Consider the following 19201-nt stretch of genomic DNA (forward strand, 5'->3'; position numbering starts at 1 on the left):
GCCCCCGCCGAGCAGCTCGGGTGGCCCGGAGCCTAGTCGCACGAACGCGGCCGAGTAAGGCGCGCATGCCGTTTCGTGACACCCTGGTGACCGTTCCGGAGAATCGGTTCGCGCGCGGATAGGGAATCGTTACGGCGGGCAGACGACCGGTGCGGCCGGCGCCCGCCCCTCGACGAGCGCCCGGTCGACAACCGCGGTGACGCACGGGGTGCGGGGGTAGGCGCCCGTCCCGGCGCCCTCCCAGCGGACGACGCGGCCGTCGGCGAGCTGCTCGGCGGTCCGCTCGGCGCCGCTCTGGGGCGAGCGCGGGTCCTGGGCGGTGCCGAGCACCAGCACCGGTGGCGAGTCGTCCGGCGTCCCGGCGCCCGGCGGGGTGGACGGGGCCACCGGTCCACCGGACGGCCACGGCCCGCAGGCCACCAGGTCCTGCGCGGCGGCCACGCCGAACAGCGGGAACCGCCCGGCCCACTCCGCGGCCCGGGCGGCCGCCTCGCCGGGGGTGGCCCGGACCCGGCTGTCGTTGCACCGGGTGGCCAGTGCGGCGTCGAACCGGCCCTGCGGGCCGCCGACCGGGGCCAGGAGCCGGACGAGCCCGGCCGGGTCGCCTGCGCGGGCTGCGGCCAGTGCCGCCTGCAGCTCCGGCCACCGGGAGGGCTGCGCGAGCACCCAGCGGATCGCCCGCACGGTGGCGCCTGCGGTGACGGCGTCCCCGTCGCCGACCGGCATCGGGGTGTCGGCGAGCCCGCCGAGCAGGCCCCGCACGGCGGCCCGCGGGTCGGGGCCGAGCGGGCAGTCCGGCCGTGCCGTGCATGCGGTGGCGAACGCGTCGAACGCGGACTCGGCGGCCGCGGTGGCGGCCTCGGTGCGGGCCGGATCGTCGAGCGTGGGGTCGCCCGGGCCGTCGAGGACGACCCGGCCGACGGCGTCCGGGTGCCGCGCGGCCCAGCCGGCGGCGGCGTCGGCGCCGTCCCCGACGCCGAGCAGGTTCAGGCGGGCGAGGCCGAGCGCGCTGCGCAGCGACTCGACGTCGTCGGCGGTGCTGCCGGACCGGAAGCTGGCCAGCGTCCCGGACAGCAGCAGGTAGCAGTCCTGCACGATCGAGCGGGACCGTTCCAGCAGCCCGGTCATCGCGGCCTCGTCGCGGCGGTCCGGCCCGGCGTCGAGCAGCGCGGCGCGAGCCTCGGTCGGGGCACAGTCGAGGAGGTCCTCCCCGGTGCCGCGGCGGTCCATCCCGATCACCTGGAAGCGCTGCAGGACACCGGTGGGCAGCCGGGCGGACAGGTCCGCTGCGGTGCGCGCGGACCCGTCGAGGGCGGTGTCGCCGAGCACGACCAGCGCGGGCAGGTCCTCGGGCGCGCCCGGCGCCCGTACCCGGGTCAGGCCGAGCCGAGCCGGCCCGAGGTCGGGCCGGCTCCGGTCGGCGGGCACGGTGAGCTGCCCGCAGCCGACCTCCAGGGCGCGGCCGGCCGGGACCGGTGTGCCGGCCGCGGTCAGCCCGGCGAGCACGTCGGCGGTGCAGTCGGTGAACACCGGCCCGCCGCGCACCGGCTCGGGCGCGGGGAGCAGATCGGGTTCGGCGGGCGGTGCGGCCGCGGCGGGCGGGGGCGCGGCCGGGAGCAGCTCGCCCCGGACGGCGACCGGCGGGCGCTGCGAGGGGCCGACGGCACACCCCGCGAGCACGGCGAGCGCGAGGGCGAGCGCGAGGACGAGCGTGGGCCGGACCCGCGTGGTCCCGGCCGGTGCCGGACGACGCGGCGGGACCCCGGCGGGCGCCTCGGGGAGGGTGTTCTCGCGGGAACCGCTCACCGGGTCAGCGGTGTCGGCGGGACCACCCCTGCCGGAGACGCCGCCACGAGCCCGGTGCACCCGGCGAGTGTGCCGGGCCGCGGGTGAGAACCCGGTGAGCCATGGCCGGAACCCCTACCGGGCGGTCCAGCCGCCGTCCTGGCTGAGCGAGGTCCCGGTGATCGAGGCCGAGGCCGGCCCCCACAGCAGCGCCGCCAGCTCCGCGGTCTCGGCGGGCTCGATCAGCCGCTTCACCGCGACCGGGGTGAGCATGATCTTCTCGATCACCTCGTCCTCGGAGATGCCGTGCGTGCGTGCCTGGTCGGCGATCTGCGCCTCGACCAGCGGGGTCCGGACGTAGGCGGGGTTGATGCAGTTGCTGGTGACCCCGTGCTCGGCGCCCTCCAGCGCGGTCACCTTGGACAGGCCCTCGAGCCCGTGCTTGGCCGAGACGTAGGCCGACTTGTACGGCGAGGCCCGCAGGCCGTGCGCGCTGGAGATGTTCACGACCCGGCCCCAGCCGCGGGCGTACATGTGCGGCAGGGAACCGCGGATCAGCCGGAACGGCGCCTCGAGCATCAGCCGGATGATGTGCGAGAACGTCTCCGGGTCGAACTCCTCGAGCCGGGACACGTGCTGGCGGCCGGCGTTGTTGACCAGCACGTCGACGTCGCCCGGGAGCTCGGAGACCGCGTCCAGGTCGGACAGATCGCAGGTCAGCGGCGTGACCAGGTCGCTCTCGGCGGCCAGCGGCTCGAGCTTCCCGGGATCGAGGTCGACCGCGTAGACCGCGGCGCCGTCGGCCACCAGGCGGCGGGCGACGGCGGCCCCGATCCCGCTGCCGGCGCCGGTCACGAGGGCCTTCTTGCCGTCCAGCACTGCGCTCATGGTGCGACCGTACGACGCCCGCCCGAGCCGCCCGCTGTGAAGTGGATCACTGGCCGGTCAGGTGACCCGCGGGCCGCCGGCGTGGCGCCCGGAGTCGAGCTCCAGGCGGACCGCGACCGGCAGGTCCGGGCGGCCCAGGGCGTCCCGCACCTGGGCCAGCACCTCGGCGTCCAGCCGGCGGCAGAGCTCGGCGACCTCGTCGTCGGCGATGTCCTCGTCGATCCACACGGTGGCCCGCACCGCGGGGGAGTGCGTGCTGCCGACCATCCGGGCGCGGGCCCGGGTGACGCCGGGCAGCCCGGCGGCGCCGTCGGCGACCGCGTCCGCGGCGGCCGCGGAGTGGATCCGGATGGCCGTGCCGGCGCCGTCGTCGAGCACGACGTCGGGCCGGGGCTCGGGGCGCAGCGACCGGGCCGCCCAGAGCAGGCCGAGCACCAGCAGCAGGAGACCGGCGACGATCGCCACGATCCGGGCCACGGTCGCCTGGGCGACCAGGAACTCCTGGATGACCGGGTCGAGCAGCGGCCGCTGCGGCCGGTTCCGCCCGAAGACGCCGGCGACCAGCAGCACGGTCAGGACCCCGGCGGCCAGCAGTGCCAGCCCCAGCAGGGTGAGCCCCCAGCGGGCCCCGCCGGCCGAGCGGTACTGCGCCTTCCGGGCCGCCTTCGCCACCTTGCGCGGGTGGGCCGGGGCGGCCGCACGGGTGTCGTCCGGTGGCTGCGGGCGCCCGGCGCCGTTGCCCTCCACCGGGGTGGTGTCGGCGGACATCTCAGTGCCTTCCCTTCGACGGGCCCGGCTGCTCCGGGGCGGCGCGGACGGTCAGCCGGGGCCGGCGGGCGAGCGGCAACGCGTCGAGCACGCCCGACGCGGCGGCGCGGGCCTCGTCGGCGACCGTGGTGGTCTCGCCGCGGCCGCGGGCCCGCACCGAGACCGAACGCGCGGACGCGGTGACGGTGGCGGCGGTGACCGCGTCGACGGCGCGCACCCGGCCGCCGACCAGGCGGGCCAGCACGCGCGGGGCGGTGGTCACCGTCAGCCCGGGCGACGGCGAGGTGAGGGCGACGTCGTGGCGCCGGGCGAGCAGCCCGACGACCAGCAGCACCACTCCGGCGACGATCGCGGCGATCGCGAGCCACAGCACCGGGGTGTCGGCCCACAGGACGTTCCCGGCGGTCGTGCGCCAGTCCCGCCACGGCACGAGGAGCCCGGCGCCGGAACCCGGGCTCACCCAGGCCGCGACGACCTCGACGACGAGCAGGGCACCTGCCGCGGCGACGGCCAGGCTGACCAGCGGCGCGAGCACGCGGAGCAGGACACGCACGGCGTGTCACCTGCCTCTCTGTTGTGACGGTCGGGGGTCCTACCGGACCCGGGCGGTGTCGGTCCGCGCCGGGCCGTCGGCCTGCAGGGCGTCCACCTCGACGGTGAACCGGCCCAGCCGGCGCCCGGTCATCCGGAGCAGGTCCGCGGCGATGCGCTCGCGGACCTCGGCGACCGCGGCCCGGACGGCACCGGGGTAGGTCAGGGTCAGCCAGAGCCGGACGTCGAGCTCGTCGGCGCCGCGCGAGCGGACCTTCGCGCTCGGGCCGGCCTCGCCGACGCCCAGACCGGCCACCCGGCGGGTCCGGTGCCGGGTCGCCGACGCGGTGTCGGCCGCGTACTCGACGATCTTCTTCAGGACCGCGGGGTCGACCTCGAGCGCCCCGCGTTCCTCCGGGTCGGCGAGCGCGGTCACCGGTCGCGGCCCCGGCCGAGCAGGCCGCTGAGGCCGCTGACGTCGAGCTCGCCGTCGAGCGCCCGGCCGACCAGCAGGCCGATGGCGCCGAGCACGAGCGTGATGACGAAGGCCAGGAACCCGCCGGTGGCGCCGGCGATCCCCAGCAGCAGGCCCGCCAGCAGGCCGGTCTGGGTGGCGTTCATGAGTCTCTCCTCGCAGATGTGAGGTCAGGAGTCGCGGGAGTCGAACCAGCCGGGGCGGTCGACCCGGGGGCGGGTGCGGCGGCGGGCGGTGCGGATCAGCGCGACCAGCACCCGGGCCGGGAACGGCAGGTCCGGGACGATCTCGATCGGCCCGTCGTAGCGCCGGTCGTCGGGGTCGGCGGGAGCACCGGCCACGTCCGCGGCCTGCGCGGCGGCCAGCGCCCGGTAGTGGGCCAGGCCGGCCCGGAAGACCTCCGGGTCACCGCCCCGGTCCGGGTGGTGGGCACGGACGAACGACCGGTAGGCGGCGCGCTGCTCGGGGGTGAGCCCGTTGCGGACGCCCCGCTCGTCCATCCGTACCTCCGCCTGTGCTGTCATGCGCCACCGTCCCCGCCGGGGACCTCCACGTCGGCGACCACGACGTCGACCGGGACGTCACCGACCAGCGGCGCGACGGTGCGGCGCAGCGCGGCGACGGTAGCCGGGATCGGCCGGTCGAGGGTGAGCACCACCCCGACCTCCACCGGCTCGCCCGGCTTGCCGACGTGCACCCCGACCAGCTTGCGCCCCGGCAGCCAGGTCGCGACCGTGCCGAAGACCCCGCCGTCCAGCCGGGCGACGGCGGGGTGCGCGGCCACCGCGTCGGCCACCAGCTCGGCCAGCGCGGCCGGGTCCGGATCGGGCCCGCCCGGCGGTGGGGTCACCGTCATTCCACGACGCGGCCGGTCGGGGCGGAGGCCTGGGCGGACTCGTCGTCGCCGTCGTCCTCGGAGGCGAGGTGGATGTCGTTCACCGCGATGTTGACCTCGATGACGTCGAGGCCGGTCATCCGCTCGACAGCACCGATCACGTTGCGGCGCACGGCCTTGGCCAGGTCGGCGATGGCGACGCCGTACTCGACGACGATGTCCAGGTCGACCGCGGCCTGCTTCTCGCCGACCTCGACGGCCACGCCGGCGACGTTCGAGGCGCCGGTGGAGCCGCCGCCGGGGATCCGCTCGCGCAGCGCGCCGAACGCGCGGGAGGCACCGGAGCCCATCGAGTACACGCCGGAGACCTCGCGGGCCGCGATGCCGGCGATCTTCTGCACGACGGAGGCGGCGATCGAGGTCTTGCCCTGGCTGGTGTCGTCGCCGATCTTCGCCGGGCTGGTGCCGGTCGTCGTGGCCGGAGTGCTGGAGGTCATGTCCTGCTCCTCTCGCCTGCGGGGCCGCGGGGCCCGCCGGCGTCGTCGTACTGCGGTCACACGTGAGATGCCCCGCGGGGCGGGATCCTCACGGGAGTTCACCCGTTCGGCGGGTGATCACGCCCGGACGTAGTGCAGCAGGAGGGTCCCGTCGTCGTCGGCGGTGTGCCCGGCGAGCCGCATGCCGCGCGGCGGCTCGGCGGCGACCGGGCCCGCCGCGATCCGCCCGGCCGGCCCGCCGACGAGCACCGGGGCCAGGGTGAGCCGCAGCTCGTCGACGGCGTCCGCGGCCACCAGCGCGCCGAGCAGGGTGGGCCCGCCCTCGCACAGCACGTCGTGCAGCCCGCGCCGGCCGAGCTCGCCGAGCAGGGTGGCCGGCGCGAGGTCGGGCAGCACGACGACGTCGGCCCCGGCGGCCTGCAGCGCCTCCCGGCGGCGGGCGGGTGCGGCCCCGGTGGTGAGCACGATCGGCGGCGTGACCGTGTCGGTGAGCAGCGCCGCGCCCGGGTCGAGGTCCGCCGACCCGGTGACCACGGCGAGCGGCGGGGGCGGGCCGGGCTCGGGGTCGTCCGGGGTGGGCCGGCGGGGCCGGACGCCGCGGTAGTCCTCGTCGCGGACGGTGCCCGCCCCGACCAGCACGACCCCGGCCGACCGGCGCAGCGCGCGGAACAGCGTGCGGTCGGCCGGGGTGCTCAGGCCGCGCGACCCGGCCCCGCCCGCGACGACCGCTCCGTCCAGTGACGACACCATGACGGCGGTGACCCGTGGAGACGTCTGCATCCGCCGAGGATGCCCTCCGGCGCCGGGACGTGACCCACGTGGTGTTCATCCGTAGGGCAGCCTCACTTATGGTGAGCGGTGCCGCGCCGACCCCGGTGCGTCGGAACGACCAGTGCCGTATCGACCGGTACAGGGGGGACCGCAGTCACGTGAACGCGATCCGCGTCCGGCCCCGCCCCGCGGGCGCCCCGGCACCACAGCGCTCGATGCGGCAGCGCCGGCTGCTCGGCCTCGGTGCGCTGGCCGTGTCGCTGCTCGTCGCGGTGCTGGCCAGCATCGCGCTCGGGGCGAAGGTCATCCCGGTGAACGAGGTCCTGTCCGCGCTGGTCGCCCCGACCGGCAGCGAGAACGACGTGGTCATCCGCTCGTTGCGGATCCCACGGACCGTGCTCGGCGTGCTGGTCGGGATCGCGCTGGGCCTGGCGGGCGCGCTCGTGCAGGGCTTCACCCGCAACCCGCTCGGCGACCCCGGCCTGCTCGGCGTCCACTTCGGTGCCGCGTTCTTCGTGGTGTGCGGCATCTACCTGTTCGGGGTGACCTCGCTGTTCGGCTACGTGTGGTTCGCCTTCGCCGGCGCCTTCGTGGCGAGTGCCGTGGTGTTCCTCATCGGCACCCGCGCCCCCGGCGGGGCGACCCCGGTGTCGCTGGCGCTGTCCGGCGCCGCGGTCAGCTTCCTGCTGCAGGCGCTGACGTCGTCGGTGGTGCTGATCGACGAGACGAGCCTGGACGCGTACCGCTTCTGGAACGTCGGGTCGCTGGCCGGCCGGGACGCCGGCGTCGCCGGCCAGGTGGTCTGGTTCATCGTGATCGGCGCGGTGCTGGCGCTCGCCAGCGCCCCGGCGCTCAACGCGCTCTCGCTCGGCGACGACGTGGCCGCATCGCTCGGCCACTCGGTGCGCAGGACGCGGCTGGTCGGCGTCGCCGCGATCACCCTGCTGGCCGGGGCCGGGACGGCGGCGTGCGGCCCGATCGTCTTCCTCGGCCTGGTCGTGCCGCACCTGGTGCGGTCGTTCACCGGGCCGGACTACCGGTGGCTGCTCCCGGCGGCCGGGCTCGCCGGAGCGGTGCTGCTGCTGCTGGCCGACGTCGTCGGCCGGCTCGTCGCGCGCCCCGGAGAGCTGCAGGTGGGCATCGTGGTCGCGCTGATCGGGGCGCCCGTGTTCATCGCGCTCGTGCGGCGCCGGAAGCTGGGGGCGATATGAGCGGCGAGTCCTGGGGACCCGGCGTCCTCGTCCCCGGCCGCACGCCGCTGCGCTACCGCGGGGCCTCGGTCGTCTGGCGGGTCCGTCCGGTCGTGGTCTTCGCGCTGTCCGCGGTGGTGCTCGTGCTCGCGGCGGCGGTCAACCTGGGCCGCGGCGACTACCCGATCGCGATCACCGACGTGCTCCTCACGCTGTTCGGCGGCGGCGACGCGGGCCAGCAGCTCGTCGTCCTGGAACTGCGGCTGCCGCGCACCCTGGTCGGGGCCCTGGTCGGCGCCGCGCTGGCGGTCTCCGGCGGGATCTTCCAGTCCATCGCCCGCAACCCGCTGGCCAGCCCGGACATCATCGGCATCCAGGCCGGGGCGTCCGCGGCGGCCGTGTTCGTGATCGTGCTCGGCGGGGGGACGGCCGGGGTCGGCGGCCTGTTCGCGTCCCTGGGCATCCCGCTCGCCGCGCTGGCCGGGGGCCTGCTCGGCGCCGTCGTCATCTACCTGCTGGCCTGGCGGCGCGGCATCCAGGGCTTCCGGCTGGTGCTGGTCGGTATCGGCGTGAACGCGGTGCTGATCGCCGCGGTGCACTGGCTGCTGACCGTCGCCCAGATCTATCAGGCCGCCCAGGCGCAGGTGTGGCTGACCGGCAGCCTCAACGCACGCAGCTGGAACGAGGTGCTGCCGCTGGCGGGGACCATGCTGGTGCTGGTCCCGGCCTCGCTCGTGCTCGTCCACGTGCTCGGCGCGCTGCGCTACGACGACGACACCGCCCGCGGGCTCGGGGTCCGGGTCGACCGCTCGCGGACCGCGCTGCTGCTGGTCGCGGTCGTGTTCGCGTCGGTGGCGACGGCGGCGGCCGGGCCGATCGCGTTCGTCGCCCTGGTCACCCCGCAGATCGCGCAGCGGCTGTGCCGCACCGGGACCCCGCCGCTGGCGGTGTCGATGGTGCTCGGCGCGGCGCTGACCGTCCTCGCCGACCTGATCGCCCGGACCGCGCTGGGCTCCGTCGAGCTGCCGGTGGGCATCGTCACCGCCGTCCTCGGCGCCCCGTACCTGCTCTACCTGCTCGCCCGTCCCCGTCAGGAGGCCCGCGCATGACGTCGACCCGACCGGACCAGGTGATGACACCGGTGCCGCACGGTGAGGCCCGCCTGCGGGCCGAGGGGGTCTCGCTCGGTTACGGGCCGCGGACGATCGTCGAGGGCCTCGACCTCGAGGTGCGGCCCGGCGAGGTCACCACGGTGATCGGCCCGAACGGCTGCGGGAAGTCGACCGTGCTCCGCGCACTGGGCCGGCTGCTGCCCGCCCGGGCCGGCCAGGTCGTGCTGGACGGCAAGCGGATCGACCGGACGCCGACCCGCGAGGTCGCGAAGGTGCTGGGCATCCTGCCGCAGTCGCCCGCATCGCCCGAGGGACTGACCGTCGGCGACCTGGTCGCCCGCGGCCGGCACCCGCACCAGGCCTGGTACCGCCAGTGGTCGACCGACGACGAGCGGGCCGTGGCCGACGCGCTGGCCTGGACCGGGCTGTCCGACCTCGCCGACCGCCCGGTCGACGAGCTCTCCGGTGGCCAGCGCCAGCGCGCGTGGATCTCGATGGCGCTCGCCCAGCACACCGACCTGCTGCTGCTCGACGAGCCGACCACGTTCCTCGACCTGGCCCACCAGGTCGACGTCCTGGAGCTGGTGCGCCGGTTGCAGGCCGAGGCCGGCCGGACGGTCGTCATGGTGCTGCACGACCTCAACCTGGCCGCCCGCTACGCCGACCGGCTGATCGCGATGAAGGACGGCCGGATCGTCGCCGGCGGCAGCCCCGCCGAGGTGATCACCGAGGAGCTGCTCGCCGACGTGTTCGGGCTCCGGGCCCGGGTCATCCCGGACCCGGTCACCGGCACCCCGCTGGTGGTACCCGAGGCCCGGTGAGTGGTTCGGAGGGCCAGGACCCTCCGAAGCGCTCACGAGGCGTCAGCCGATCAGCGACCGGCCGATGATCTCCTTCATGATCTCGTTCGTGCCGCCGTAGATCGCCTGGACGCGGCCGTCGACGAAGGCGCGGGCGATCGGGTACTCGAGCATGTAGCCGTAGCCGCCGTGCAGCTGCACGCAGCGGTCGACGACCCGGTTCTGCAGGTCCGAGCACCACCACTTGGCCTTGGCGGCGTCCGGGACCGACAGCTCGGACTCGACGTGCTCGCGGATGCACCGGTCGACGAAGGTCCGCGCGACCGTCGCCTCGGTGTCCATCTCGGCGAGCTCGAAGCGCGTGTTCTGGAAGTTCGCCACCGGGCGGCCGAAGGCCGTGCGCTCCTTGGTGTACTCCAGGGTCATGCGGACCGCGGCCTCGACGGCGGCCACCGAGGTGACGGCGATCGACAGCCGCTCCTGGGCGAGGTTCTGCATCAGGTAGACGAAGCCCTGGCCGACCTCGCCGAGCCGGTTCGCGTCCGGCACCCGGACGTCGGTGAACGACAGCTCGGCGGTGTCCTGGGCCTTCATGCCGACCTTCTTGAGCCGCCGGCCGCGCTCGAACCCGGCCATGCCGCGCTCGACGACGAACAGCGTGAAGCCCAGGTGCTTGGCGTCCGGGTCGGTCTTCGCGACGACGATCACCAGGTCGGCCAGGATGCCGTTGGTGATGAAGGTCTTCGAGCCGTTGAGGATCCAGTCGCCGCTCGCCTCCTGCTTCGCGGTGGTCGCGATGCCCTGCAGGTCGGAACCGGTGCCCGGCTCGGTCATCGCGATCGCGGTGATCAGCTCGCCGGAGCAGAACCCGGGCAGCCAGCGCTGCTTCTGCTCCTCGGTCGCCAGCCGCAGCAGGTAGGGCTGGACGACGTCGTTGTGCAGCGGGAAGCCGATCCCGCTGGTCCCGGCGGCGACGATCTCCTCGTCGAGGACGACGTTGTAGCGGAAGTCGTCGACCCCGCCACCGCCGTACTCCTCGGGCACGCCCGTGCCGAGCAGCCCGGCCGCACCGGCCGTCGTCCAGATCGCGCGGTCGACCTGGCCGTCGGCCTCCCACTGCTCGTGGTGCGGGACGACCTCCTTGGCGAGGAAGGTGCGGCAGAGGTCGCGGAACGCGTGGTGTTCGTCGTCGAAGATGTCGCGCTGCATGGTCGTGAGTGTCACATACTCGTCGGTAACTCCGGTCGTCCGCACGGGCCCGGCGTGACCCCCGCGTGCCGTACGCTCCCGCCGTGCACTTCGTCGACGCCGTCGCCAACGTGTGGGACCGGACCGTCGTCGGGCATCTGGCCGACCTCGAGCGGATGCCGCGGGAGGCGATCGTCGGCTCGCCGTCCGGGATCCTGTACCGCTACCGCCCGCTGTCCGGTGTGGACCCGTGCGGCGGCGCGCCGGTCCTCCTGGTCCCGCCGCTGGGTGCCCCGGACTTCGCCTACGACCTGCGCCGCGGCTGCTCCCTGGTCGAGCACCTGCTGCAGCAGGGCCGCACCGTCTACCTCGTCGACTACGGCCCCAAGTCGTTCTCCGACCGGTCGCTGGGCATCGAGCACTGGGTCGACGACCTGCTGCCCTCGACCGTGCGGGAGGTCGCCTCGGCCGAGGGCGACGACGTCCACCTCGTCGCCTGGTCGCTGGGCGGGATCTTCGCCCTGCTCACCGTCGCGGCCGCCGTGCGGGACCGGGCCCGGCTGCCGGTGCGCAGCGTGTCGGTGATCGGCACCCCGGTCGACATCTCCCGCGTCCCGCTGGTGGCGCCGCTGCGCCCGCTGGCCGAGGTCGCGGGCGGCCGGGTGGTGTCCTCGCTCTACCGCGGGATCGGCAGCTTCCCGGCGCCGGTCGTGAGCTGGGCGTTCCACCTGACCGCGGTCGACAAGCTGGTCACCCGGCCGCTGGCCGTGCTGTCGCGGATCGACGACCGCGACTGCCTGGCCCAGATCGAGGCCGTCGACCACCTGATGAACAACATGCACGGCTACCCGGGGCGGGTGTTCGGGCAGATCTTCCACCTCATGCTGCGCAGCAACGACCTCGCCTCCGGGGCGCTGCGGCTCGCCGGGCGCGACGTCGAGCTGGCCGACGTCGACGTCCCGGTGCTGGTCGTCGCCGGCCGGGACGACGTCATCGCGCCGCTGAAGGCGGTCCGCAGCGCGGTCGGGCTGCTCACCGGCAGCCCCGAGGTGCGGTTCACGACCGCACCCGGCGGACACCTCGGCGTCCTGACCGGGCGGCGGGCCCGGTGCACGACCTGGCCGGAGCTGGACCGGGCGCTCGCCGACTGGGACGGCGCCGGGTCGGGCGCCGGCCGGCCCGGTCCGCCACAAAACGGTGAGCGTCGCAAACGGTAGAGGGCTATCGTCGCGGTCATGGTGGCGCTCGTGCCCGGCGGATCCCGTGTCGCACATGACCGGGCAGTGGAGGAGATGCGACGGGCCCGGACCGGCGCCGGCCGGGTCCAGCTGGGCAAACCGTCGTCGAACCTGTTCCGGTTCGGCGACCGGGACACCGGCCGCGGCGCCCACCGGCTGGACACCTCCGCGCTGGACGGCGTGCTGGCCGTCGACCCGGGCGGGGCGGCGGCGCGGAGCGCAGGCGGAGCGCCCGTCAGCACCGCCGAGGTCCAGGGCATGGCCACCTACGAGACGATCGTGGCGGCGACCCTGCCGCACGGGCTGATGCCCCTGGTCGTCCCGCAGCTCAAGACGATCACCCTGGGCGGGGCGGTGACCGGGCTCGGGGTGGAGTCGACGTCGTTCCGGCACGGCCTGCCGCACGAGTCGGTGCGGGAGATGGACGTGCTCACCCCGGCCGGGGAACTGCTCCACGTCACCCCGGACGGCGAGCACGCCGACCTGTTCGCCGCCTTCCCCAACTCCTACGGGACGCTCGGCTACGCCGTCCGCCTCGTCATCGAGCTGCAGCCGGTGCGGCCGTTCGTGCGGCTGACCCACCGCCGGTACCCGACCGCCACGGCGGTGGCCGGCGGGATCTCCGAGCTCGCCGGCTCGGGCGCGGACTTCCTCGACGGCGTCGTGTTCGGCGCGGACGAGCAGTACCTCACGACCGGCGAGTTCGTCGACGCCCCGATGCCCGGCGCGCGGGTCTCCGACTACACCGGTCAGGAGATCTTCTACCGCTCGCTGCAGCGGCGCCCGGTCGACCACCTGACGGTGCACGACTTCATCTGGCGCTGGGACCCGGACTGGTTCTGGTGCTCGCGCGCGTTCGGCGTGCAGCACCCGCTGGTGCGCCGGTTCTGGCCGCGCCGCTACCGGCGCTCCGACGTCTACCGCCGCCTCGTCGCGCTCGACCAGCGTTTCGGCGCCTCCAACCGGGTACGTAGCGCCCTGGGAGGGACGGCCGAGGAGATGGTCGTGCAGGACGTGGAGATCCCGGTGGAGCGGCTCGCGGAGTTCCTCGAGTTCTTCCACACCGAGGTGGGCATCGCCCCGGTGTGGCTGTGCCCGATGCGGTTGCGCGGCGAGCGGGCGTGGCCGCTGTACCCGATGGAGCCGGGCCGGCTCTACGTGAACGTCGGGTTCTGGTCGTCGGTCCCGGAGCGGCCCGGCGACCGGTGGGCACACAACCGGCTGGTCGAGGCCGCCGTCGCGGACCTCGGCGGCCACAAGTCGCTGTACTCGACCGTGCACTACGACGAGGACGAGTTCTGGGCGCACTACAACGGCGCGGCGTACCGGGCGGTGAAGGAGCGGTACGACCCCGACGGGCGGGCGCCCGACCTGTACCGCAAGGTGACCGGTCGCTAGGCCGGTCCGTTCGACAAGGGTGGTTCGGCGATGACGGGAGTACTGGAACAACGGACGGTGACGACCGAGCCGGTCGCCGGGATCCTGTCCCGGGTGATCGGGCGGTCGCCCGAACTGCGGGTGGAGGCGTTCGACGGGTCGAGCAGCGGGCCGTCCGGCGCGCCGGTGACGGTGAAGGTCCGGTCGCCGCGGGCGCTGGCGCGGCTGGTCAGCGCCCCCGGCTCGCTGGGGCTGGCGCGGGCCTACGTCACCGAGGAGATCGACGTCGACGGTGACCTCTACACCGGGCTGCGCGCGATGGCCGAGGTGACCCTGCACTCGATCCCGCGCAAGGAGCAGCTGTGGCTGGCCCGGCGGCTGCTGCCGTACTGGCGGGAGCACCGGATGCCGCCGCCGGACCTGGAGGCACGGCCGCGGGGGCTGCTGCACTCGAAGCGCCGCGACTCGCAGGCGATCGCGCACCACTACGACGTGTCGAACCGGTTCTACGAGTTCGTGCTCGGCCCGTCGATGACCTACACCTGCGCCGCGTACCCGGACGCCGACGCGACCCTGGAACAGGCGCAGGCGAACAAGTACGCGCTGGTCGCGGACAAGCTGGACCTGAAACCGGGGATGCGCCTGCTCGACGTCGGCTGCGGGTGGGGCGGCATGGTGCGGCACGCCGCCGCCGAGCACGGCGTGCGGGCGCTCGGCGTCACGCTGTCCCGGGAGCAGGCGGCGTGGGCGCAGGCGGAGATCGAGCGGCAGGGGCTCGGCTCGCTCGCCGAGGTGCGCCACCTCGACTACCGCGACGTCCCGGACGGGGTCTACGACGCCGTCTCCTCGATCGGGCTCACCGAGCACATCGGCAAGGCCCACCTCGGCAGCTACTTCCGGTCGATGCTGGCCAAGCTCCGTCCCGGCGGGCGCATGCTCAACCACTGCATCACCCAGCCGTACCGGCCCGATCACCGGCACACCGACCCGTTCATCCACCGCTACGTCTTCCCGGACGGCGAGCTGGAGCCGGTCGGCACGATCGTGACGGCGATGAACCAGGCCGGGTTCGAGATCCGGCACGAGGAGAACCTGCGCGAGCACTACGCGCTGACCCTGCGCGACTGGGGTGCCAACCTGGAGCGGAACTGGACCGACGCGGTCGCCGAGGTCGGCCTCGGGCGGGCCCGGGTGTGGCGGCTCTACATGGCCGCGTCCCGGCTCGGGTTCGAGATGAACAACATCCAGCTCCACCAGGTGCTCGGGGTGAAGCTGCACGCCGACGGGTCGTCCGGGTTCCCGCTGCGCGGCCCGCACGGGGCCTACTGAGCGAGCGCGGCCCGGGCGGCGGCGACGGCCCGGCCGGCGTACCCGCCGCCGAACAGGACGGTGTGCACCAGCAGCGGGAACAGCTGGTGCAGGGGGACGCGGCCGGGCCAGCCGTCGGCGAGCGGGGCGGCCTCGTCGTAGGCGGCCAGCACGGTGTCCAGGTGCGGGAGCCCGAACAGCTCCAGCATCGCCAGGTCGGACTCGCGGTGCCCGCCGTGTGCGGCCGGGTCGATCAGCCAGGCCGAGCCGCCCGTGGGGCCCTCGGTGGACCACAGCACGTTCCCCGACCACAGGTCGCCGTGCAGCCGGGCCGGCGGCTCCTCCGGGCCGGCGAGGTCGCCGATCCTGTCGCACACCTGCTCGATCACGGCGGCGTCGTCACGGGTGAGCGTGCCTCGGTCGCGGGCGGTCCGCAGGTAGGGCAGCACCCGGTCGGCGGCGAACCAGTCGCCCCAGGGGCCGCCGTGCGGGCGGTTGCGCATGCCGGTGCGGCCGATCCAGGCCCGTTCCGGGCCGTCCGGCGGCGGCGCGCCGAACGCGTCGGCGCCGGCCGCGTGCAGCACGGCCAGCCGGCGCCCGAACTCCCGGGCCGCCGCCGCGGTGGGCCGGCCGGCCGGGACCGCGCCGGTGACCAGCACGGCGTCGTCGTGCCCGTACACCGCGGGGACGGGCGGGCCGCCGGGGACCGCCAGCCAGCGCAGCCCGGCCGCCTCCGCGCGGACCGAGCCGGGGTCGGCGGCACCGTCCTTCACGACGACGGTCGCGCCGCCGTCCAGCGCGAACCGGGGTGGCCGGCCGCCGAGCTCCGCGACGACGGCGCGGCCGGTCAGCCGGGCGACGTCGGCGGGTTTCACGCGTGGCGCTTCACGTACTCGACGAGGCCGGGCAGCGCGGCGACGATCATCTCGTAGACCTCGTCGAAACCGTCGGGGCCGCCGTAGTACGGGTCGGGGACCTCGGCACCCTCGGCGGCGTCCGGGTCGAACGAGCGCAGCAGCCGGACCCGTTTCGGATCCGGCACCGAACACTGCAGCGACCGCAGGTGACCGGAGTCGAGTGCGACGAGCAGGTCCGCGGCGAGGATCTCCGCGTCGACCTGGCGGGCGCTGTGGGTGATGTCGAAGCCGCGCCCGGAGAGCACCTCGGCGGCGCGCGGGTCCATCGGCGCGCCGATGTGCCAGTGCCCGGTCCCGGCGCTGGTCACCCGGACCCGGTCGGACAGCCCGACGGCCTCCACCTCGGCGGCCAGCATCTTCTCGGCGATCGGCGAGCGGCAGATGTTGCCGCTACAGACGAACACGACGTTCACGGTGATGGTCCTTCCAGAGCGGGGAGCGGGCGCGGACGTCGACGGTGACGCGGCCATTGTCCCTTGTCGGCGCACGCTTCGGGTGGTGCGGGGCGCGTCGCACCCCCGCCGTAGGGTGACCGGATGCCGTTCGATCACGCTCCGGCCGGTCGCGGGTCCGGTGGCCCGGGTGCGCACGACCTGCGCCACCACGGTGACAGCGAGGCGTCCGACGGTCTCGTCGACTTCGCGGTCAACGTCGTCGGCGACGGCCCGCCGTCGTGGCTGCGGGACCGCCTCGCCGCCACCCTCGACGGGCTCGGCCGCTACCCGCGCGCCGACCACGACGCCCGGGCCCGGGCCACGGTCGCCGCCCGGCACGGCCGCACCCCGGAGCAGGTCCTGCCGCTGGCCGGCAGCGCGGAGGGCTTCGCGCTGCTCCCGGCGCTGCGTCCGCGGTTGGCCGCGGTCGTCCACCCCGGGTTCACCGAGCCGGAGGCCGCGCTGCGGGCGGCGGGGGTCCCGGTGACCCGGGTCCTCACCGACCCGGCCGCCGGCCACGTCCTCGATCCGGGGGCGGTGCCCGACGAGGCCGACCTGGTGGTCGTCGGGAACCCGACGAACCCGACCGGCGTGCTGCACCCGGCCGGCGACGTCCGCGCGCTCGCCCGGCCGGGCCGCGTCCTGCTGGTCGACGAGGCGTTCGCCGATGCCGTCCCGGGCGAGCCGGAGAGCCTGGCCGGGGACGAGGGGTTGCCCGGCCTGCTGGTGTTCCGCTCGCTGACCAAGACGTGGGCGCTCGCCGGGCTGCGCGCCGGCTACGCGCTCGGCGCCCCGGGGCTGCTCGCGCGGCTCGCCGCGCCGCGCCCGCCGTGGCCGGTGTCGACGCCCGCGCTCGAGGCGATCGTCGCCTGCTGCGAGCCGGAGGCGCTGTCGGCGGCCGACCAGCGGGCCCGCGAGCTCGCCGCGCACCGCGCCTCCATGGTCGCCGCGCTGTCGGCGATCGAGGAGGTCGCCGTCCAGCCGGGGACGGCGCCGTTCCTGCTGCTGCACCTGCCCGACGGCACCGGCCCCGACGTGCGGCGGCTGCTGCGCGAGGCCGGCCTCGCGGTCCGCCGCGGCGACACCTTCCCCGGGCTCGGCCCGGACCACATCCGGGTCGCGGTGCGCGCCCCGGAGGTCGCCCGCCGGCTCGTCGACGAGCTCGACGCGGCCCTGCGCGCGCTGGCGGTGGTCGCATGACCACCGTCGCGGACGTCGTGGGCGTGCTCGAGGCCGCCTACCCGCCGGACCTCGCGATGGACTGGGACGCCGTCGGGCTGGTCTGCGGCGACCCGGCCGAGGAGGTCGACCGGGTGCTGTTCGCCGTCGACCCGACCCCGGAGACGGCGGACGAGGCGATCGGTGCGGGCGCCCGACTGCTCGTCACCCACCACCCGCTGCTGCTGCGCGGGGTGCACGGCGTCGGCGCCGACACCCCCAAGGGCGCGCTGCTGCACCGGCTGATCCGGCACGGGGTCGCGCTGTTCACCGCGCACACCAACGCCGACCTCGCCGACCCCGGCGTGTCCGACGCGCTCGCCGGCGCGCTCGGCCTGCAGGTCGACGGCCCGCTCGAACCGGAACCCGGCCCGGCCCTGGACAAGATCGTCACGTTCGTGCCGGTCGGGCCGGCGATCGCCCAGGTGCACGCCGCGCTGGCCGAGGCGGGCGCCGGGAACGTCGGCAACTACTCGCACTGCTCGTTCGCCTCCGCCGGCACCGGACAGTTCCTGCCGCTCGACGGCGCCGCCCCGGCGATCGGCGAGATCGGCAAGCTGGAGCGGGTCGCGGAGACCCGCCTGGAGATGGTGCTGCCGCGGGCGCGGCGCGGCGCGGTCGTCGCCGCGCTGCGGGCCGCGCACCCCTACGAGGAGCCCGCGTTCGACCTGCTGGAGATGGCGCCGCTGCCGTCGTCGCGCGGGCTCGGGCGGGTCGGGACGCTGCCGGCCCCGGAACCGTTCTCCGCGTTCACCGAGCGGGTGGCGCGGGCGCTGCCCGCCACCGCGTGGGGCGTGCGCGGGGCCGGCGACCCGGACCGGGCGATCCGGCGGGTCGCGGTGTGCGGGGGAGCCGGGGACTCGGCGCTCGGGTCCGCCGCCCGGGCCGGCGTCGACGCCTACGTCACCGCCGACCTGCGCCACCACCCGGCGTCCGAGCACGCGCTGGCCGGGACCGGCCCCGGCGGCCCGGCGCCGGCGCTGGTCGACGTCGCGCACTGGGCGTCGGAGTGGCCGTGGTGCGGGCAGGCGGCCGGCGTCGTGCGCGCGGAGCTCGGCGGTAGCGTCGCGGTGTCGGTGTCCCGCCGGCGCACCGACCCCTGGACGACCGCTGCGACATCACCCGATCCGGAGGCGAGTTCATGAAGGCCGACCCCACGGTGCAGGCGAAGCTCCTCCAGCTGGCCGAGGTCGACGCCGAGCTCGGCCGGCTCGCCCACCAGCGGAAGAACCTGCCCGAGCACCAGCGCCTCGCCGAGGCAGAGCAGCGGGTCCGGAAGGCGCACGACGCGGTGGTCCGGGCCGAGACCCGGGCCCACGACCTGGACCGGGACATCGCCCGGCTGGAGCGTGACGTCGACGGCGTCCGCTCCCGCACCGAACGCGACCGGTCGCTGCTGGCCGGGTCCGGTGTCGGCGCCAAGCAGGCGACCGAGCTGCAGCACGAGCTGGACACCCTGGCCCGCCGGCAGGGCGTGCTGGAGGACGAGCAGCTCGGGCTCATGGAGGAGCGTGAGGCCGTCGGCGTCGAGCTCGACCACGCCCGCGGCGAGCTGGCGGCCGCCGAGGAGGAGGTCACCGAGCTGACCGGTCGGCGCGACACGGCCGAGGCCGACCTCGACGCCGCCCGGGCCGGCCGCGACCGCGCCCGCGACGAGCTGGTGGGCGCGATCCCCGCGGAGCTGCTGACCGAGTACGAGCGGATCCGGGGCCGCGGCCAGGTCGCGGCCGGGGCGCTGCGCGAGTCCCGGTGCGGGGCGTGCCGGCTGGAGCTGGACCGGACCTTCCTCAGCCAGGTCCGCGGCGCGGCGGCCGACGACGTCGTCCACTGCGAGGAGTGCGGCGCGATTCTGGTGCGTGGGCAGTGAAG

The 19201-nt window shown here is 75.7% G+C and carries 22 protein-coding genes; 9 read left to right on the forward strand and 13 right to left on the reverse strand.

Annotated features, from left to right (window positions below; all coding sequences use genetic code 11):
• Nucleotides 1-129: 129 nt before the first annotated feature.
• The 10 genes from H7X46_RS10205 to H7X46_RS10250 all read right to left on the reverse strand — a co-directional run bounded on the left by H7X46_RS10205 (nucleotide 130) and on the right by H7X46_RS10250 (nucleotide 6559).
• Nucleotides 130-1806, reverse strand: coding sequence for an alpha/beta hydrolase (locus H7X46_RS10205; RefSeq protein ID WP_186359172.1), 1677 nt, complete (start codon nucleotides 1804-1806; stop codon nucleotides 130-132).
• A 114-nt stretch (nucleotides 1807-1920) separates the two neighbouring features.
• Nucleotides 1921-2673 (reverse strand): 3-hydroxybutyrate dehydrogenase, encoded by a 753-nt coding sequence (locus tag H7X46_RS10210; protein WP_186359173.1) that lies wholly within the window; start codon nucleotides 2671-2673, stop codon nucleotides 1921-1923.
• Nucleotides 2674-2730: 57 nt separating this feature from the next.
• Complete coding sequence (locus H7X46_RS10215; RefSeq protein WP_186359174.1) at nucleotides 2731-3441, reverse strand: alkaline shock response membrane anchor protein AmaP; 711 nt, start codon at nucleotides 3439-3441, stop codon at nucleotides 2731-2733.
• A 1-nt stretch (nucleotide 3442) separates the two neighbouring features.
• The gene (locus tag H7X46_RS10220) at nucleotides 3443-3994 is read right to left on the reverse strand and encodes a DUF6286 domain-containing protein (RefSeq protein WP_186359175.1); all 552 of its coding nucleotides are present in this window, start codon (nucleotides 3992-3994) and stop codon (nucleotides 3443-3445) included.
• 39 nt (nucleotides 3995-4033) lie between these two features.
• Nucleotides 4034-4408: a hypothetical protein gene (locus H7X46_RS10225; protein ID WP_186359176.1), complete on the reverse strand. Its 375-nt coding sequence runs from the start codon at nucleotides 4406-4408 to the stop codon at nucleotides 4034-4036.
• Nucleotides 4405-4593 (reverse strand): hypothetical protein, encoded by a 189-nt coding sequence (locus tag H7X46_RS10230; protein ID WP_186359177.1) that lies wholly within the window; start codon nucleotides 4591-4593, stop codon nucleotides 4405-4407. The genes H7X46_RS10225 and H7X46_RS10230 overlap by 4 nt, the downstream gene beginning before the upstream one ends.
• A 24-nt stretch (nucleotides 4594-4617) precedes the next feature.
• A complete protein-coding gene (locus H7X46_RS10235) occupies nucleotides 4618-4971 on the reverse strand; it encodes a hypothetical protein (protein ID WP_255426114.1) in 354 nt (117 codons plus the stop codon).
• On the reverse strand, nucleotides 4968-5297 hold the full coding sequence (locus tag H7X46_RS10240) for a hypothetical protein (protein WP_370588693.1): 330 nt from the start codon (nucleotides 5295-5297) through the stop codon (nucleotides 4968-4970). Before H7X46_RS10240 ends, H7X46_RS10235 begins: the two co-directional genes overlap by 4 nt.
• A gap of 2 nt (nucleotides 5298-5299) precedes the next feature.
• Nucleotides 5300-5779 (reverse strand): Asp23/Gls24 family envelope stress response protein, encoded by a 480-nt coding sequence (locus tag H7X46_RS10245; protein WP_186359179.1) that lies wholly within the window; start codon nucleotides 5777-5779, stop codon nucleotides 5300-5302.
• Between the two features lie 117 nt (nucleotides 5780-5896).
• On the reverse strand, nucleotides 5897-6559 hold the full coding sequence (locus H7X46_RS10250; protein ID WP_186359180.1) for a dihydrofolate reductase family protein: 663 nt from the start codon (nucleotides 6557-6559) through the stop codon (nucleotides 5897-5899).
• Between the two features lie 206 nt (nucleotides 6560-6765).
• On the opposite strand from H7X46_RS10250, the gene H7X46_RS10255 reads away from it, so the two are divergent.
• The 3 genes from H7X46_RS10255 to H7X46_RS10265 are packed head-to-tail and all read left to right on the forward strand — an operon-like array spanning nucleotide 6766 to nucleotide 9673.
• A complete protein-coding gene (locus H7X46_RS10255; protein WP_255426483.1) occupies nucleotides 6766-7761 on the forward strand; it encodes an iron ABC transporter permease in 996 nt (331 codons plus the stop codon).
• On the forward strand, nucleotides 7758-8849 hold the full coding sequence (locus H7X46_RS10260) for an iron chelate uptake ABC transporter family permease subunit (protein ID WP_186359182.1): 1092 nt from the start codon (nucleotides 7758-7760) through the stop codon (nucleotides 8847-8849). The genes H7X46_RS10255 and H7X46_RS10260 overlap by 4 nt, the downstream gene beginning before the upstream one ends.
• The gene (locus tag H7X46_RS10265; RefSeq protein WP_186359183.1) at nucleotides 8846-9673 is read left to right on the forward strand and encodes an ABC transporter ATP-binding protein; all 828 of its coding nucleotides are present in this window, start codon (nucleotides 8846-8848) and stop codon (nucleotides 9671-9673) included. Before H7X46_RS10260 ends, H7X46_RS10265 begins: the two co-directional genes overlap by 4 nt.
• 42 nt (nucleotides 9674-9715) lie before the next feature.
• On the opposite strand, the gene H7X46_RS10270 is transcribed toward H7X46_RS10265, so the two are convergent.
• Nucleotides 9716-10861, reverse strand: a complete 1146-nt coding sequence (locus H7X46_RS10270) for an acyl-CoA dehydrogenase family protein (RefSeq protein WP_186362575.1) — start codon at nucleotides 10859-10861, stop codon at nucleotides 9716-9718.
• Nucleotides 10862-10944: 83 nt separating this feature from the next.
• Between H7X46_RS10270 and H7X46_RS10275 the strand changes: the two genes are divergently transcribed.
• The 3 genes from H7X46_RS10275 to H7X46_RS10285 all read left to right on the forward strand — a co-directional run bounded on the left by H7X46_RS10275 (nucleotide 10945) and on the right by H7X46_RS10285 (nucleotide 14784).
• Nucleotides 10945-12057: an alpha/beta fold hydrolase gene (locus tag H7X46_RS10275; RefSeq protein WP_186359184.1), complete on the forward strand. Its 1113-nt coding sequence runs from the start codon at nucleotides 10945-10947 to the stop codon at nucleotides 12055-12057.
• Nucleotides 12058-12132: 75 nt separating this feature from the next.
• Nucleotides 12133-13476 carry an FAD-binding oxidoreductase gene (locus H7X46_RS10280; RefSeq protein ID WP_255426484.1) on the forward strand — a complete coding sequence of 448 codons (1344 nt, stop codon included), beginning with the start codon at nucleotides 12133-12135 and terminating at the stop codon, nucleotides 13474-13476.
• 30 nt (nucleotides 13477-13506) lie between these two features.
• The gene (locus tag H7X46_RS10285) at nucleotides 13507-14784 is read left to right on the forward strand and encodes a cyclopropane-fatty-acyl-phospholipid synthase family protein (protein ID WP_186359186.1); all 1278 of its coding nucleotides are present in this window, start codon (nucleotides 13507-13509) and stop codon (nucleotides 14782-14784) included.
• Here H7X46_RS10285 and H7X46_RS10290 read toward each other — a convergent pair.
• Complete coding sequence (locus H7X46_RS10290) at nucleotides 14778-15638, reverse strand: fructosamine kinase family protein (RefSeq protein WP_186359187.1); 861 nt, start codon at nucleotides 15636-15638, stop codon at nucleotides 14778-14780. The two genes, H7X46_RS10285 and H7X46_RS10290, sit on opposite strands and share 7 nt — an antisense overlap.
• Nucleotides 15635-16150: a low molecular weight protein-tyrosine-phosphatase gene (locus H7X46_RS10295; protein WP_186359188.1), complete on the reverse strand. Its 516-nt coding sequence runs from the start codon at nucleotides 16148-16150 to the stop codon at nucleotides 15635-15637. The genes H7X46_RS10290 and H7X46_RS10295 overlap by 4 nt, the downstream gene beginning before the upstream one ends.
• 66 nt (nucleotides 16151-16216) lie before the next feature.
• On the opposite strand from H7X46_RS10295, the gene cobC reads away from it, so the two are divergent.
• From cobC to H7X46_RS10310, 3 genes are read left to right on the forward strand one after another with little or no spacing between them, the layout of a single operon-like run.
• Nucleotides 16217-17314, forward strand: coding sequence for an Rv2231c family pyridoxal phosphate-dependent protein CobC (cobC, locus tag H7X46_RS10300; protein ID WP_186359189.1), 1098 nt, complete (start codon nucleotides 16217-16219; stop codon nucleotides 17312-17314).
• Nucleotides 17311-18477 carry a Nif3-like dinuclear metal center hexameric protein gene (locus H7X46_RS10305; protein WP_186359190.1) on the forward strand — a complete coding sequence of 389 codons (1167 nt, stop codon included), beginning with the start codon at nucleotides 17311-17313 and terminating at the stop codon, nucleotides 18475-18477. Before cobC ends, H7X46_RS10305 begins: the two co-directional genes overlap by 4 nt.
• A complete protein-coding gene (locus tag H7X46_RS10310; RefSeq protein ID WP_186359191.1) occupies nucleotides 18474-19199 on the forward strand; it encodes a zinc ribbon domain-containing protein in 726 nt (241 codons plus the stop codon). Before H7X46_RS10305 ends, H7X46_RS10310 begins: the two co-directional genes overlap by 4 nt.
• Nucleotides 19200-19201: the final 2 nt, after the last annotated feature.

Source organism: Pseudonocardia sp. C8, assembly GCF_014267175.1.
GTDB lineage: Bacteria > Actinomycetota > Actinomycetes > Mycobacteriales > Pseudonocardiaceae > Pseudonocardia.

Coding starts and splice junctions, on each gene's coding strand:
- H7X46_RS10210 (WP_186359173.1), bottom strand. CDS start 2,673: ATGAGCGCAGTGCTGGACGGCAAGAAGGCCCTCGTGACCGGCGCCGGC.
- H7X46_RS10215 (WP_186359174.1), bottom strand. CDS start 3,441: ATGTCCGCCGACACCACCCCGGTGGAGGGCAACGGCGCCGGGCGCCCG.
- H7X46_RS10230 (WP_186359177.1), bottom strand. CDS start 4,593: ATGAACGCCACCCAGACCGGCCTGCTGGCGGGCCTGCTGCTGGGGATC.
- H7X46_RS10235 (WP_255426114.1), bottom strand. CDS start 4,971: ATGACAGCACAGGCGGAGGTACGGATGGACGAGCGGGGCGTCCGCAAC.
- H7X46_RS10245 (WP_186359179.1), bottom strand. CDS start 5,779: ATGACCTCCAGCACTCCGGCCACGACGACCGGCACCAGCCCGGCGAAG.
- H7X46_RS10250 (WP_186359180.1), bottom strand. CDS start 6,559: ATGCAGACGTCTCCACGGGTCACCGCCGTCATGGTGTCGTCACTGGAC.
- H7X46_RS10255 (WP_255426483.1), top strand. CDS start 6,766: ATGCGGCAGCGCCGGCTGCTCGGCCTCGGTGCGCTGGCCGTGTCGCTG.
- H7X46_RS10260 (WP_186359182.1), top strand. CDS start 7,758: ATGAGCGGCGAGTCCTGGGGACCCGGCGTCCTCGTCCCCGGCCGCACG.
- H7X46_RS10265 (WP_186359183.1), top strand. CDS start 8,846: ATGACGTCGACCCGACCGGACCAGGTGATGACACCGGTGCCGCACGGT.
- H7X46_RS10270 (WP_186362575.1), bottom strand. CDS start 10,861: ATGCAGCGCGACATCTTCGACGACGAACACCACGCGTTCCGCGACCTC.
- H7X46_RS10280 (WP_255426484.1), top strand. CDS start 12,133: ATGCGACGGGCCCGGACCGGCGCCGGCCGGGTCCAGCTGGGCAAACCG.
- H7X46_RS10285 (WP_186359186.1), top strand. CDS start 13,507: ATGACGGGAGTACTGGAACAACGGACGGTGACGACCGAGCCGGTCGCC.
- H7X46_RS10295 (WP_186359188.1), bottom strand. CDS start 16,150: ATGGCCGCGTCACCGTCGACGTCCGCGCCCGCTCCCCGCTCTGGAAGG.
- cobC (WP_186359189.1), top strand. CDS start 16,217: ATGCCGTTCGATCACGCTCCGGCCGGTCGCGGGTCCGGTGGCCCGGGT.
- H7X46_RS10305 (WP_186359190.1), top strand. CDS start 17,311: ATGACCACCGTCGCGGACGTCGTGGGCGTGCTCGAGGCCGCCTACCCG.
- H7X46_RS10310 (WP_186359191.1), top strand. CDS start 18,474: ATGAAGGCCGACCCCACGGTGCAGGCGAAGCTCCTCCAGCTGGCCGAG.